This window comes from Leptospiraceae bacterium, from assembly GCA_016708435.1.
Lineage (GTDB): Bacteria > Spirochaetota > Leptospiria > Leptospirales > Leptospiraceae > UBA2033.
In genome coordinates, this window is sequence record JADJFV010000033.1 from 205,923 (window position 1) to 220,967 (window position 15,045).

A 15,045-nucleotide genomic window follows, 5' to 3' on the forward strand; every position below is an offset into this window, starting at 1 on the left:
AATAAATAGAAGAAATACAATTGAATTGGCAAGACATAATTCAAATGGGTGATAAAAATCATAAACTTTTTTAGTTCTTTTTAATCTTATTTTTCTTGTGGATACGAGTTGTTAAATTCTTTATTAGAAATAGTGAGGAATTATATAGCATGGGAAAATATAAGGATTTATTTAACGAATCTATTCAACATCCAGAACAATTTTGGAAAGAGCAGTCAGAAATTATAAAATGGTTTCAAGAACCGAAGAGCATTTTATCAAAAGACCAAGACGGTTTATACAGGTGGTTTGAAGGCGGAAAATTAAATACTTCTTATCTAGCCCTTGATTATCATATCGAAAAAGGAAGAGGGGATGCGACTGCTCTAATTTATGATTCACCCGTAACAAATCAAATCAAGAAATTTACCTATTCCCAGTTAAGAGATGAAGTTGCAAAATTTGCTGGAGTCCTAAAACATTTTTCTGTATCGAAGGGGGATACGGTGATTATCTACATGCCGATGATCCCAGAAGCAGTAATCGCTATGCTTGCCTGTGCACGAATTGGTGCAGTGCATTCTGTCGTTTTCGGAGGATTTGCCCCTCATGAGTTAGCCGTTCGAATTGATGACTCTAAACCAAAGCTAATTATAAGTGCTTCTTATGGAGTTGAAGTTCATAAAATCCTTCCTTATAAACCAATGCTGGATGAAGCAATCCATCAAGCTACGCACAAACCTTTGCATACGATTATTTGCCAGCGTCCCGACATTGAAGATTTAATGCACACAGGAAGAGATCATTATTGGAATGATGTAATGGAGCATGCAGAGCCTACAGGCTACGTCGAATTAGACGCTACAGATCCACTCTATATTCTTTATACTTCTGGCACAACAGGAAAACCGAAAGGAGTAGTTCGGGATAACGGCGGTCATGCGGTAGCAATGAAGCTTAGCATGGAAGCTGTTTATGACGTTAAACCGGGAGACGTGTTTTGGGCTGCGTCTGATGTAGGGTGGGTAGTCGGACATTCTTATATTGTATATGCACCACTTCTTTTTGGTTGCACTACGATTCTCTATGAAGGAAAGCCAGTCAAGACTCCGGATGCGGGTGCGTTCTGGAGAGTTATTTCCGAGCATAAGGTTAATGTGCTATTTACCGCTCCGACTGCATTTAGAGCGATACGAAAAGAAGACCCAAATGGAGACCTTAAAAACAAATACGATATACGCTCTTTGAAATATTTATTCCTCGCAGGTGAAAGAACAGATCCGCCTACTTATGATTGGGCGAAAGAGTTGTTAGAAATTCCTATTATAGATCATTGGTGGCAGACAGAAACTGGATATGCGATTTGTGGAAATCTAATGGGAATCGAACCGATAGCGGCTAAGGCTGGTTCTGCGACAAAACCAATGTTTGGTTTCGACGTAAGGATTCTAGACGAAGAAGGTGTGGAAGTGAAGACCGGTCAGAAGGGGAATATCGTGATTAAACTCCCACTTCCTCCTGGATGTTTACCTACGCTCTGGAAAGATGCGGATAATTTTAAGAAGTCTTATTTAAGTCATTACGAAGGATTCTATCTTACCGGCGACGGTGGATATATCGACGAAGATGGATACTTATTTGTAATGGGGCGCATTGACGATGTAATTAACGTAGCAGGGCATAGATTATCAACCGGTGAGATGGAAGAAATTCTTGCTTCTCATCCTGCTGTGGCTGAGTGCGCTGTGATTGGAATTGAAGATGCAATGAAAGGTCAAGTCCCTATTGGTTTTGTTGTATTGAAGGATGGAGTAGTCCATGAGTATGATGAATTGGAAAAAGAGCTAATTCATCTTATCCGTGAAGAGATTGGTGCAATTGCTACATTCAAGAATGTCATTTTAGTCAAGCATCTTCCTAAGACTCGTTCGGGCAAAATTCTTCGTAAGACAATGCGTAAAATTGCTGATGGAGAAGAATACTCTGTTCCATCTACCATCGATGATCCTGTTATTTTAGACGAGATTATTGAATACCTAAGAGCGGCTAAGCTTGGTAAGGCGTTTGAAAAGTAAAGTCTATTCAGTAGTCGCCATAGTATCTTTTATGGTATTACAAAATTGCGCGACTCTTATTTCAATTCCTAACTGGCATAAAAAAAATGCACCCGTTTTTTATTCAGGGACAAGGTGTGATATAGGGATGATGATGGAAAATGGTGTTACTTATGATTTGATTTACATTTTCGATCTTCCCTTTTCTTTTCTACTCGATACTCTTTTAATTCCAATCTCTTTGCCGTTTGCCGCAGGAATGAGTCGTTGGCATCGTCAGATGATGGAATTTCCTATTGCCTGTTATGATGGATAAAGCGGTAAATAATCATTAACTCCTTCAATAAAATAGGGAAAAACACTATGAATTCAATGAAAATTTTCAATGTAGAGCAAATCCGTAGACTAGATGCTTATTCAATAGCAAACGAGCCCGTCTTATCTATCGAATTGATGGAGCGTGCTTCTCTTTCTTTTGTGAAATGGTTTACGACTTATTTCGATTCGAAAAATCCTATTCGTATTCTGGTGGGACTTGGAAACAATGGGGGAGATGGTCTTGCGATTGCACGGTTATTGGCAAATGAGGATTATTCGGTAGAAGTTTACATCATCTGGCATAGTAATACAACAAGTGACGACTTTAAAGTGAATTACGAGCGTTTGCCGCAAGCTGTAATCAAAAAAGACATTCGATCTATAGACGAAATTCTATCTGATAAAAAAGAATTGAATGATAAGAATGCAATCTTAATAGATGCACTTCTAGGCTCCGGCTTAACTAGGGAGCCGGAGGGATTACTTGCTGATGCAATTCAATACATGAATCAGTCCGGTCTAAGAATTGTTTCCGTTGATATTGCCTCTGGACTCTATGCAGATAAGATTACCAATCACAAAACAGTGGTTAATCCTGATTATACAATCGCATTTCAGATTCCTAAACTGGCTTTTCTTTTGCCAGAAAATTCTGCGCGAGTAGGAGAGTGGAAGATTGTAGACATAGGTCTTTCCTCTCAATTTATTTCAGAAGAAAAAACGAATCAGTATTATATTGATGCAAATTTAATAAAGAGTATTTACAAAAAACGAAAAAAGTTTTCTCATAAAGGTAGTTTCGGTAGAGCCTTGTTAGTCGCAGGCTCTTATGGAAAAATGGGAGCGGCAGTATTAGCGGCTAATGGGTGTTTACGAGCAGGCATTGGACTACTGACAGTGCAAGTTCCAAAATGCGGAGTAGATATTTTACAAACATCTGTCCCAGAAGCAATGGTAGTAAGCGGCAAATCAAAGAAAACGATAGAGGCATTGGAATGGGATAGCCTCCAACCTGATACAATCGGAATCGGTCCGGGCATAGGAAAGGCTCCAAAGGCGCTGGCTTGTCTAAGAAATATTTTGCAGAATACGAAGACTGCAATGGTAATTGACGCAGATGCAATCAATCTATTATCAGAAAACGAAGAACTGCTGAATATTGTTCCGCCTAATAGCATATTAACCCCACATATAAAAGAATTCGAAAGACTAGTTGGCACGGTGGATGATGATTTTTCAAGGCTTAATCTATTGCAAAGGATGGCAGTAGACAGAAAGTTATACATAGTATTAAAAGGAGCATTCACTGCAATTGCAACTCCGACCGGAGATTTATTTTTTAATTCAACGGGTAATCCCGGTATGGCGACAGGAGGAAGTGGAGATGTGCTCACAGGTATTCTTACATCTTTACTTGCACAGGGATATTTGCCATTAGACGCTTGTCTGCTTGGTGTATATCTTCATGGACTGGCAGGAGACTTAGCTGCAAAAGATATGAGTGAAGAAAGCCTGTTACCGTCTGATTTGATTTCCTACTTAGGGAAATCATTTTTATTAATCTCTAGATAAAGGAATGAAAATGGATTTATTAACTGCAATTGAAAATCGACATGCTTACAATGGATTTCATACAAATGAACCGGTCACACAAGAAGAGTTAGAAATGCTACTCAAGGCATTTAACAAAGCACCTTCTCAGTTTAATAGTCAACCGTGGAAAATCGTTATTATCCAAAACCCCGCGCGAAAGAAGAAACTCGCCGAGTATTGTGGAGATGCAATGCGTATCGCGATGCAAAGAGGAGAGTTCTGGAAAAAATACGGAAAGTATTTTTATCATGATACTAGAGGTGAGACAATTAAGAATGGGATGGGTATGAAGGTTGACAATGTGCCTAACGTTCTTAAGAAAATTATCAACTTTATCATTACAAATAAGTCACTCAGTTTGATTCGAGAAAGAGGAGTTCCAGTTCTATTGGGATCAGAAAATAAAAAGCTAGTAGAGAGTTCTCCAGTGTGTCTTGCCATGTTTTTAAGAAAAGAAGACTATAACCATAACGACAACTCTGCTTTTTATTCTACACTCTCTCTAGGAATGGCAGTCGAGAATATGTGGCTAATGGCAACTAGCCTAAATATAGGAATGCAATTTATGTCGATGCCTATGGAAGTTCCGGATATATGGAATGAAATTTCTAAAATGCTAGAATGCAAAGATGACTATGAAATGGTAGCTCTTATGAGACTAGGTCATAAGCCAAAGAAAGAAATTCGACCAGTTCTGGATTGGACATCTCCTGACCGTTTGCCATTATCCGAATGGACATCGAACGAAGTATTCAAATAAAGATGGCTCTTTTATTAGTCTTACAGGTGCTGCACATAATCACTGGAAGCCTCTGGCTATGCAGCTTTCTTTTTATGTATTTCATTCTCTGGCCTTCTTTTGTGAAAGTAAACTCAGTGGAAGCTATTCCTCTCAGTCATGCAATTAAGAAGGCAAGCGCTTCTTTGCTTGGAATGCTTGGGACAACGTCTATTATGCTCGGTATCATTCGAGGAATTTATTTTGGAGGAATTGATACTATAGATTCACTCTCTACGCCTTACGGAAGAAATTTTACATTCGCGATTCTTATTTCGATGACCATGGTTTTGATCGGTAGATTTTATGGATATAACCTAATTCACATTCCCTGCAAAGATGAAATCACAAAAAAGAAAACTCTATTTCGTATTTACTTTACAGGGACAATTCTTCTATTTTCGTATGCGCTTTTAATTTTATGCATGGTAGCTATGCGATATGGTGGAATTTAAAAGAAAAAACTCTTATCCTTTGAAATTTTGACTTCTTGATTACCTGGACTAAATCCATCCATCAATACTGGCTTTTGTGATTTCACTATGGCGGATGACGTTTTCGTTTTGGGTTTGCCTTTAGGCTCTCCTGCTTCATCACAAGATTCAATGGTATCGGTTACATCCACTTTGCCGGTGGATAGATTGTAGTCATACGTATTCGAAGCTTCACAGGGAGAGCTAAAAACCAAAGTGGCACCAATTAAAAACCAATTGTCTTTTTGGAATCTATATCTATGTGTATAATTCCATTTTTCCCTTGAACCTCCGAAGTGGCGAATTACGATTGCACCATTTTCAATAGTCAACTCTTCAAATGGATCACCCATCATTCCCCCGCCTTTACTTTGCAATACTGCACCGATACTCTTATGGAGCAAATTCCACTTATCCGCTTTCTTCTTAAAGATGTGAATCTCTCGCTCAGTGCCTAAATCACCTTCGCGTTTCGTGTCATAGACAGCGACTAATTCGTCTTCTTTGTCTCCATCCAAATCTCCCTTCGCTTCTTTTATATTGATGAAAGTAGCTGGACTTGGAATAGAAGGATTTGCAATCTCTGCTTGTCTTGGCTCTGTCTCTATTGCAGTGGGAGCTTCTTCTACTGGCTTTGGCTCTTCCTTTTTTTTGCAATATCCGAGCGTGGTTACGAGCACGATGATTATGATTAGTTTTGTAGTATGATTCACTTAACTCTCCTTTGCTTAAAACTCACCTTGCGCAAGATGAATTTTAACTATAATCTAATGGTATATTTTATTTTAAAGCAAAAATGTATTTCGATTTGTGGAAAATTGACGTTATCCGCCTGTGTTGATTTGAAGGGCGTAGATGTATTTGGATTTATGTAAGATGGAATAACCATTTCTTTTGTTTAAGAGTTTACTCTGTGTAATTCGGTTTCTTTCGTCATTGCTATTGTAGATTAATTCTTTTGTTTGTGCATTGTATCCAACGACTAAGATAAAATGATCACAAACCCATTTAGGATTTTCGTCAGGATAAATCTTTACACCGAGTAACACGGGATTACCCGCTTTTATATTTTCGATTACTTTCTTTTTTATGAAAACGGATGGATCGGAAACGGTAGAAGAGAGATTGACAAATGGTATTTTTAATTTCTTAAGAATTTTAATAATTTCGCCAGAGTGAATTCCTCTATTGGGTGGATTGACAAATGCATTGATTTCTGGTTGGGAAATATTGATTTTAAGGGATTGAGTGATTGACCAAATGCAGGCTTCTCCACAACTTCCCTCCGGCACTTCCCAATAGGTATCTGGTGGGTTTAATTTCTCTAGAATCAAATCGCCTTCCTTTCGTTCGAAACCCAAGAGCGAAGCGGCTGATAACAAGTATGCTACAGTAAAAATGGAATAAAATCTCTTCATAGAATGAAATAGATTATATCTCTTGCATTTATTCAACTCCTTATTCTTGACAGAATTTAATAGAATTGAAAAACTAAGCTTTATGACTCACCTTACGCAAGGTGAGTCATCAGCGTGCCCAGCGCTGAAAGTGGGGTTACACCTAACGGTGGGTTCGTCCCCCCATCGCTAAGTCGCTCACCGGCAGCCGAGCTATCGCGGGCTATTAATTTATTAGATTTATATAATATTCTTAATTCTATTAAAAATTCAATAGCTTTATTACTTTGCGTAAGGTGAGTTTATGAAATATTTATTCCTATTTTGTTTTTTAGTTTTGTCCAACTTGGCTTATGCAGATGCGTTACCCGATACAATGCCAGAAGATATTGTGATTCGTTATTATAAACCGCTCGGTCATGCAGGGCGTGGGTTCTCCATGGAGATGAGTGTGAAGAATTGTAAATACAAAGATCAATTTATCCAAAAGGAAAATGAATTTAGTTTTAGTCTTACTTCTGAGGAGCTAAGAGCAATTTACCGATCTTTTGTGAAAAACAAATTAAATAGAATAGAAAATGCAGATGATATGATGCACGATTATGATGGAGTTTCTCTTTCGATCTCATGGAAGGGTGGATCGGTTGAAGTGAGTCAAAGTGGTAGTCGAATAAAATCAAATTGGCAGAAAGAATGGGATAATATCATTACTCCACTCGAAAAAATTAAAGAGAGAGAGTATACAAAAGCTCTCAGTGAATTACAATTAAACCTAGACAAGAGTTTGTTAAATAGTTTTTTACATTTGCAATCAGACTCTTCTGCAAGGACAATACACAAATACATTGATGAATCTACCTTGAAAGAAAATCCAATTCGCATAAAAACATTGCCCGGAATTATTTCTATTCAGTGCACTTTATACAAAGGCTATGATCTAAAAAAGAAAGCAGAGATATACGCAGACTTTGATCCTGAACGCTCTTCACTTTGGGACAATAAACACAATGAATACTTGAATAGTTTAAAGCAGGAAACCTTTTACTTAACACTCGATTTTAAAGCAAAGAAGGTATTTCAAGTTATACGAAAGGGCGACAAGATACAAATCCAATAAGAACGAAGGTTTTCTATGTGTATTCTTTTTTTAGCTATTGAGCAACATCGGAATTATCCGCTTATCATCCTTGCTAACCGAGATGAGTTTCAACAAAGACCAACTACTAGCGCGCACTTCTGGAAAGAGTATCCTGATTTACTTGCGGGTAGAGATGAAAAGGAAGGTGGAACTTGGCTTGGACTTACTAGACAGGGAATAATTTCCGCTCTTACGAATTATCGGGATATACCGCTACACAAAGAAGGCAGACAGTCTCGTGGTTTACTTGTAAGAGACTATTTGACTTCCAATTTTTCTTCAGCGGATTATTTGGATTTGCTTGTTGCCAATAAAGACAAGTATAATCCTTATAATATATTAATTGGAAATCGAGAAGAGTTATTCGTATATAATAACGTTAGTAACCAGACCCAGAAATTAGAAACAGGATTTCACGGCTTGAGCAATGCGTATTTGAATTCACCCTGGCCTAAGATTAGTCGTGGCATTGAAGGTCTAAAGAATTATATTCTCAATTCTAAACTTGAAAAAGAAGATTTATTTACAATTATGAAAGATGAGACCAAGGCTCCTGATTCTCTCTTGCCAGATACAGGTGTCGGACTTGAAAAGGAAAGATTTCTTTCTTCTATCTTTCTGCAAGACCAGGTCTACGGCACCCGCTCCACTGCTCTTCTTTTATTTGACAGGCATAATTCTGTTAGCTTCTATGAACGAACCTATGACTACAAAGGAAATACAACAAATGAATTCTCAGTTAGTTATACTTTTTCTATTTAAAACTCACCGCACACATCGCACATGTTTATAAACATGTCTGTAACTAATACTATGCTCGCCAGAAATGATATTAAAACAATAAGCATCCTCAAAAGTTCTCGAATACTCATGAGCAGTCCAATAGTAATCCCCTTTCTCTTCCCATGCTTTAGGCAACTTAGTATTATACGCTACTTTTAATTCTTGTATGGTAGGGAGTCTCATGCCAATGCTTTCACATTTTATAGTTGCACCTTTCCAAGAAAGCTTTCCTTGGTATTCACTCCATTCTTTCGGTTTCTCTTCTGCGAATAAAACTACATTGAATAGACTCAAGAGTAGGGTGAGGATAATAAAGACCAAATTTTTCATTTGAATAAATCCTAAATAAATCTCTCTGTGCCTCCGTGTCTCAGTGGCAAAGAATCATTATTCCAAGCCAATTCTCTTATCAATACTAGCTTCCCTTTCTTCCATGACTGCTTGTGTATCACCCTTGAGCCAACGCTTTTCGATAGACCAGTAGTTGGGAGATTTTTTCTTTTCTAAGACTGAATTGGCCGCCATTGTAAGTAGAATGGATTGAGTCTTTTGTGTGAATGCATCTTTTTTAATAACAGCGCCGAAGTCTACAATTGTATCTAGCGGATTATCAAGTGTATCCTTTTCGTATGGCTCATAGTATTTTGGATCATCTGGATTTAAGGACAATACCGTGTTATTTTCTTTTGCAAAGACTTTGATGAAATTCACTTTGCGCTCTATTGTAGCATAGAGCATATAATTTTTATCTGTATCAATAGCGGTTAATACGTATTGGCTGTAGTTCTTTAAACCATAACGCTTTAGAATTTTTTGAAAGTGTTCGGTGGCGTCTTTCATGTCTTTGAATACTTGTCCTGTATCGCCGTCAGCTTTTGCTTCCTTTAATTTTTTGTCATAGGCATACTCATAGGCTACTTCGAGAGAGACTTTAATTTTTGTCTTGTTTAATATATCGTTGATAGTAAGAAGTTTTGTCTTGGAGAGATAAGGAATAAAAGAAATTCCTTCTACAAATCCTTTGGTCAATTGTGAAGGGGATAATTCCACTTCCCCTCGCGCACTAGCTCTTGTCCCTTTCGGCTTATCCGCCTTAACCGCATCTTTACTTGAACAAGATAATAAAGCTATCATGAGAAATGAAATAAGAATTTTGTTTGTAATCATAAATCTACTTTTTATCAATATAACAATAGACTGTCATCCCCGAAATTTTCTGTCGGGGATCTCAACATCTAGAGATTCCCGACATCGCTTGGCGGCAGTGTGAGCGAAGCGAAAGGGTGGAATTTCGGGAATGACAATGTGTCCATCGGTGGCAATCCCATTTTTTAATTCAACGACGGATCTTTTGTGTGCTCTGCAAAGTAGCGGTATATACCGCCTTTGCTCCTGAGGGCATCGCGCCAGACTGTTTCAGGGTCTGGATGAAAGATATTTCTTGGACTTGCGTCATGCGAAACCCAAGACTTACGAGCAAATTCAGATTCTAATTGTCCGGCACCCCAACCAGAATATCCATGAAATACATGGTAGGCAGTATCATCAGAGCCTAGAAGTTTGATTAGCAAATCATAACTACGACTTAAAAAAACTCCCGGTATTACTTGGAGTCCCGGATCTATCAGATTTGCATTGTTGTGGAGAATACTGATAAACCCGTGATCTACAGGTCCGCCCCAATACATAAGATTGTCCTGGATGCCTGCGGGTAACCCCATTACAACTTCACTCATTAGATAAGAAGATTTTTTATTTACTACTAACCCAAATGCACCGGATGAATCGTGATCGACAATGAAGACTACCGACTTATTGAAATCATCCGTTACAATGCTTGAATTTGAAATTAAGATTTTACCTTTGTGGGAAATTTCAGACATTTTATTTTTGTGAAATTTCTTTCAGTATCTTATGTGCAATCTCTAGCGTCTTAATGTCATTATCCCCTTGAACTTGAGGAGTATCCTTTCCAAGAATGCATTTTACAAAATGCTCATGCTCTTGCTTTAAAGGATTGTCTTTATGAACAAAGATTTTTTCAACAATGGACTCTTGTTTATATCGAATAGACTCAAGGCTCATCTGAGTATTAGAAGAAGCTTGTCTATGAAGTTCAATTTCTTGATCTGCAAAGTCTAATTTGATGTATGCGTTCTTGTCAGTAATGTTTAGCGTGCGAATTTTCGCCTGTGTGTTTCTAGAAGCAGCAATAGTAGCAACACAACCGTTCGCAAATTTCAATACGACAGTTGCAACATCTTCGTGTTCTGATACAAATTTTTGACCTACTGCATGAACAGTAACCACATCGGAGTTCACAAGATTTAATACAATATCAATATCATGAATCATCATGTCCAATACAACACCGACATCTTTAATGCGTGCATTGAAAGGGGCAAGTCTTCTAGATTCAATGAGCATTGGGGTATCTACGATTTTTCCAAGTTCAAGGATTGCACCGTTAAATCTTTCCACATGACCGACTTGCAGGATTAATTTGTTCTTAGCCGCCAATTCTACCAATTCTTTTGCCTGCTCTACTGATTCAGCAATTGGCTTTTCGACTAATACGTGTTTGCCGGCAGTCAATGCCAATTTGGAAAGAGTATGATGTAAAAAAGTAGGCGCCGCAATTACAACGGCATCCACATTTTGAATCAATTCTTCCGGAGTTGCGAAAGAAGGAACTCCGTATTTTTCAGAGATTAGCTTTACTCTGGCTGGGTCTGCATCGTAAATTCCTACTATCGTAGAATCTGATACTTGTTTTGCGACGTTCACATGAAATTGTCCCATGTGACCAACGCCTATAATGCCAATTTTTAATTTATCACTCATTTGAATATTTTCCCTTTGATATAACTACCAAAAGACTCATCGGAATCTTTTGCAAACTCTTCCAAAAGCTCGCGCTGTTTTTTTGTTAATTTTTTTGGAACTTCTACTTTGATTATCACATGTTGGTCGCCTTTTCCATAGGAACCTAAATAAGGAATCCCACTTCCTTTGAGTCGGAACACTTGACCGGGGTCAGTTCCTTCTGGAATTTTCATCATGATACTCTTACCTTCAATGGTAGGCACTTCTACTTCACCACCAAGACAAGCCATGACTAAAGGAATTACTTTCGTAACAATCAAATCATTTCCCTGACGCTCAAAGACTGGATGTTTCTTGATGTGGGTAACAACGTATAAATCGCCGTGAGGTCCACCATTCGGTCCTGCTTCTCCTTCTCCGCTTACTTTCAAGCGGCTACCGGATTCTACCCCTGGAGGAATTTTAATATTGATTGTGCGTTTTTTCTCTATTAGCCCCTCGCCTCGGCAAGTCTTACATGGATTGGATATTACCTGACCACGTCCGCCGCAACGTCCACAGGTTGTGGATACAGAAAAGAATCCCTGGGAATGACGCACTTGACCGGAACCAGAACAATCCGGACAAGTCTGCGGACTACTTCCCTTAGACGCTCCCGTTCCTTTGCAGTCTCCGCAAGTCTCTGCCCTAGGAATTTCAATTTTAAATTCTTTCCCTAAAGCAGCATCTTCTAAAGATATTTCTAGATTGTATCGTAGATCGCTACCACGCTTAGGACCAGATCGTCTACCGCCTCTTCCCCCTTCCCCAAATAAGCCCTCAAAGATTCCACCGAAGTCTCCGAATATATCGGAGAAATCAGTGTAAGCCCCTTGACCAAATCCAGGACCACCAGCGCCAACTCCTGCTTTGCCAAACTGATCGTATGCACGACGCTTACTAGCATCGCGCAAAACTTCATATGCCTCAGTGGCTTCTTTGAATTTGTCTTCGGATTCCTTATCACCTTTATTTTTATCAGGGTGATATTTTATTGCCAACTGACGATAAGCTTTTTTGATTTCTTCGTCAGTGGCAGTCTTGGAAACCCCAAGTATCTCGTAATAGCTTCTGTCGCTCATAGATTATTTCTTATCATCATCGACAACGGTATAATCCGCATCGACTACTTTTTCCCCGCTTCCATTGTTAGAAGCATTTCCAGATGGACCCGCTCCTGCTTGACCTTGAGCATCTCCACCTGGAGCAGCACCACCATCAGGAGAACCTTGTTGATACATAGCCGAGCCAATCTTTTGAGCTATCTGAGAGATGGATTCATGTGCAGCTTTGATTCTGTCGAAGTCATTGCTTGCAACTGCTTCATGTGCACGCTTGATTTCATCTTCAGCAAGTTGTTTGTCATTAGCTGGAACTTTGTCTCCTGCTTCTTTCAAAGTTTTTTCGAGCGCATAAGCAAGACTTTCCGTTTCATTTTTTGTTTCGGCAAGTTCACGAGCTTTTTTATCGGCAGCAGCGTTTACTTCTGCTTCTTTGATCATGCGTTTAATTTCATCATCAGAAAGACCAGTCGAAGATTCAATACGAATCTTTTGCTCTTTGCCAGTTCCTAAGTCTTTAGCGGATACATGCACGATACCGTTCGCATCAATGTCAAATGTTACTTCAATTTGAGGCACACCTTTAGGAGCAGATGGAATACCAACTAAATCAAAACGACCAAGAGTTCTATTGTCTCTTGCCATTTCTCTTTCCCCTTGCATTACATGAACACTAACTGCATTTTGGTTATCAGCGGCAGTTGAGAAGACTTGTGATTTTTTAGTTGGGATTGTAGTGTTTCGGTCGATGAGTTTAGTCATTACACCGCCTAACGTTTCGATACCAAGTGAAAGTGGAGTTACGTCAAGGAGCAATACATCAGTAACCTCACCAGCAAGAACGCCCGCTTGAATGGCAGCACCGGCAGCAACTACTTCATCAGGGTTTACAGATTTGTTTGGCTCACGACCAAATAATTCTTTTACTAAATCTTGAACTGCTGGAATACGAGTTGAACCACCTACTAGAATTACTTCATCAATTTCAGAAGCAGCAAGCCCTGCATCTTTCATTGCATTGATACAAGGAATACGAGTTCTTTCGACTAACGCTTTTGTCAATTGATCAAATTTAGCGCGTGTTAAAGTCATGTCTAAATGTTTTGGTCCACTTGCATCTGCTGTGATGAATGGAAGGTTGATTTGAGTGGATGTAGTTCCGGATAACTCGATCTTAGCCTTTTCAGCAGCTTCTTTTAAACGTTGAGATGTATTTTTGTCTTTAGAAATATCAATACCGGTTTGCTTTTTGAATTCTTCTACTAACCAATCTGTAACTACTTGGTCAAAGTCATCTCCACCGAGGTGAGTGTCACCATTGGTTGATTTTACTTCAAATACTCCATCACCGAGTTCGAGAACACTCACGTCAAATGTTCCACCACCTAAGTCATAGACTGCAATCTTAGCACTTGCTTTTTTCTTATCAAAACCATAAGCAAGAGCAGCAGCGGTAGGCTCATTGATAATGCGCTCTACTTCAAGACCGGCAATTCTTCCTGCGTCTTTAGTCGCTTGTCTTTGTTCGTCGTTGAAGTAAGCAGGAACAGTGATAACAGCTTTAGTAACTGTTGTTCCTAAATAATCTTCAGCAGTCTTTTTCATTTTCTGTAAAATTTTTGCAGAAATTTCTTGAGGAGTAAATTCTCCAGAAGAAGTTTCAAATTTTACGCCGTCGTTACCGGAACGAACTACTTTATAAGAAACGTTAGACGCTTCATTTGTGATTTCATTGAATCTTCTACCAACAAAACGTTTTGCAGAGCGCACAGTATTTGCTCCGTTTGTAATTGCCTGGTTTTTTGCGAATTGACCGACTAGGGTTTCACCTTTTGCTGTAAACGCTACGATAGAAGGAGTTGTTCTTGCTCCTTCAGAGTTTTGTATTACAACAAAGTCACCACCTTCCATTACTGCGACGCATGAGTTTGTTGTTCCTAAATCTATACCTATAATTTTTTCTTTTGCCATTGTATCACTCCTTTAATAGTTTGTTAAAATTTCGGCCTTGCTACTTTCACTCTTGCGGGCCTTAGCGCAAAAGACTCATTATTCTCAGTAAAAACATAGCCGGCTTGATAGACTTCAGTGACTGTTTCTTCTTTCACATCATCCGACTCTTCCGAAGCAATCGCTTCCATAGTTGTGGGATCGAAAGCTTGTCCTACAGGGCTTACTTTCATCACATTTTCTTTTTCCAAAATGCCATTCATTTCGCGTAGAATCATTCCTACACCATCAATAAAAGGTTTCATTTCTTCTGTTGCATTTACTCCAGTTCCAACTCTTTCCAGATTATCCATTGGGTTTAAGAGTTTGATGATAAAATTTTTCACCGCTTCTCTTTTGATTACAGCATACTCTGCTGCTGTTCGCCTTTTATAATTCTGAAATTCTGCGCGCTCTCTTAGCCAGGAGTCTTTAAGGGAAGCAATTTCTAACTTTGCTTTTTCCAATTCTTCCTGAGTTGCGGATACGCTTGATTTGTCCGTTTCTGCATCTACCGGTCTTTCTTCTCCAGTAGATTCAGTTTTTATAGTATTTTCCATTGTTTCGTTTTCTTGTGTTGCAACGTTTTCTTCTGCAGACATCTAAAAACCCCTCCT

At 38.8% G+C, this 15,045-nt stretch carries 16 protein-coding genes; 7 read left to right on the forward strand and 9 right to left on the reverse strand.

Features of this window, described 5'->3' with window-relative positions:
- Positions 1–149: 149 nt before the first annotated feature.
- From IPH52_21705 to IPH52_21725, 5 genes are read left to right on the forward strand one after another with little or no spacing between them, the layout of a single operon-like run.
- Positions 150–2,054, forward strand: coding sequence for a propionyl-CoA synthetase (locus tag IPH52_21705; protein ID MBK7057616.1), 1,905 nt, complete (start codon positions 150–152; stop codon positions 2,052–2,054).
- Positions 2,044–2,349: a YceK/YidQ family lipoprotein gene (locus IPH52_21710; GenBank protein MBK7057617.1), complete on the forward strand. Its 306-nt coding sequence runs from the start codon at positions 2,044–2,046 to the stop codon at positions 2,347–2,349. Before IPH52_21705 ends, IPH52_21710 begins: the two co-directional genes overlap by 11 nt.
- A gap of 56 nt (positions 2,350–2,405) precedes the next feature.
- The gene (locus tag IPH52_21715) at positions 2,406–3,923 is read left to right on the forward strand and encodes an NAD(P)H-hydrate dehydratase (GenBank protein ID MBK7057618.1); all 1,518 of its coding nucleotides are present in this window, start codon (positions 2,406–2,408) and stop codon (positions 3,921–3,923) included.
- Between the two features lie 10 nt (positions 3,924–3,933).
- Entirely contained in the window at positions 3,934–4,704 is a 771-nt protein-coding gene (locus tag IPH52_21720) for a nitroreductase family protein (protein ID MBK7057619.1), read from the forward strand.
- Complete coding sequence (locus IPH52_21725; protein MBK7057620.1) at positions 4,677–5,177, forward strand: hypothetical protein; 501 nt, start codon at positions 4,677–4,679, stop codon at positions 5,175–5,177. Before IPH52_21720 ends, IPH52_21725 begins: the two co-directional genes overlap by 28 nt.
- On the opposite strand, the gene IPH52_21730 is transcribed toward IPH52_21725, so the two are convergent.
- On the reverse strand, positions 5,174–5,908 hold the full coding sequence (locus IPH52_21730) for a hypothetical protein (protein ID MBK7057621.1): 735 nt from the start codon (positions 5,906–5,908) through the stop codon (positions 5,174–5,176). The two genes, IPH52_21725 and IPH52_21730, sit on opposite strands and share 4 nt — an antisense overlap.
- A 111-nt stretch (positions 5,909–6,019) precedes the next feature.
- Positions 6,020–6,613: a hypothetical protein gene (locus IPH52_21735; GenBank protein MBK7057622.1), complete on the reverse strand. Its 594-nt coding sequence runs from the start codon at positions 6,611–6,613 to the stop codon at positions 6,020–6,022.
- Between the two features lie 283 nt (positions 6,614–6,896).
- Between IPH52_21735 and IPH52_21740 the strand changes: the two genes are divergently transcribed.
- Together IPH52_21740 and IPH52_21745 are read left to right on the forward strand one after the other, a co-directional pair.
- Entirely contained in the window at positions 6,897–7,709 is an 813-nt protein-coding gene (locus IPH52_21740; GenBank protein MBK7057623.1) for a hypothetical protein, read from the forward strand.
- A 15-nt stretch (positions 7,710–7,724) separates the two neighbouring features.
- Positions 7,725–8,492 carry an NRDE family protein gene (locus IPH52_21745; GenBank protein ID MBK7057624.1) on the forward strand — a complete coding sequence of 256 codons (768 nt, stop codon included), beginning with the start codon at positions 7,725–7,727 and terminating at the stop codon, positions 8,490–8,492.
- Between the two features lie 3 nt (positions 8,493–8,495).
- On the opposite strand, the gene IPH52_21750 is transcribed toward IPH52_21745, so the two are convergent.
- The 7 genes from IPH52_21750 to grpE all read right to left on the reverse strand — a co-directional run bounded on the left by IPH52_21750 (position 8,496) and on the right by grpE (position 15,030).
- Positions 8,496–8,843, reverse strand: a complete 348-nt coding sequence (locus tag IPH52_21750) for a DUF1566 domain-containing protein (protein MBK7057625.1) — start codon at positions 8,841–8,843, stop codon at positions 8,496–8,498.
- A gap of 57 nt (positions 8,844–8,900) precedes the next feature.
- Positions 8,901–9,680, reverse strand: coding sequence for a hypothetical protein (locus IPH52_21755; GenBank protein MBK7057626.1), 780 nt, complete (start codon positions 9,678–9,680; stop codon positions 8,901–8,903).
- 164 nt (positions 9,681–9,844) lie between these two features.
- Positions 9,845–10,396: a YqgE/AlgH family protein gene (locus IPH52_21760; GenBank protein MBK7057627.1), complete on the reverse strand. Its 552-nt coding sequence runs from the start codon at positions 10,394–10,396 to the stop codon at positions 9,845–9,847.
- A gap of 1 nt (position 10,397) precedes the next feature.
- Positions 10,398–11,357: a Gfo/Idh/MocA family oxidoreductase gene (locus tag IPH52_21765; GenBank protein ID MBK7057628.1), complete on the reverse strand. Its 960-nt coding sequence runs from the start codon at positions 11,355–11,357 to the stop codon at positions 10,398–10,400.
- Positions 11,354–12,460 carry a molecular chaperone DnaJ gene (gene dnaJ, locus IPH52_21770; protein MBK7057629.1) on the reverse strand — a complete coding sequence of 369 codons (1,107 nt, stop codon included), beginning with the start codon at positions 12,458–12,460 and terminating at the stop codon, positions 11,354–11,356. The genes IPH52_21765 and dnaJ overlap by 4 nt, the downstream gene beginning before the upstream one ends.
- Before the next feature lie 3 nt (positions 12,461–12,463).
- Complete coding sequence (gene dnaK, locus IPH52_21775) at positions 12,464–14,410, reverse strand: molecular chaperone DnaK (protein ID MBK7057630.1); 1,947 nt, start codon at positions 14,408–14,410, stop codon at positions 12,464–12,466.
- Between the two features lie 23 nt (positions 14,411–14,433).
- The gene (grpE, locus tag IPH52_21780) at positions 14,434–15,030 is read right to left on the reverse strand and encodes a nucleotide exchange factor GrpE (GenBank protein MBK7057631.1); all 597 of its coding nucleotides are present in this window, start codon (positions 15,028–15,030) and stop codon (positions 14,434–14,436) included.
- Positions 15,031–15,045: the final 15 nt, after the last annotated feature.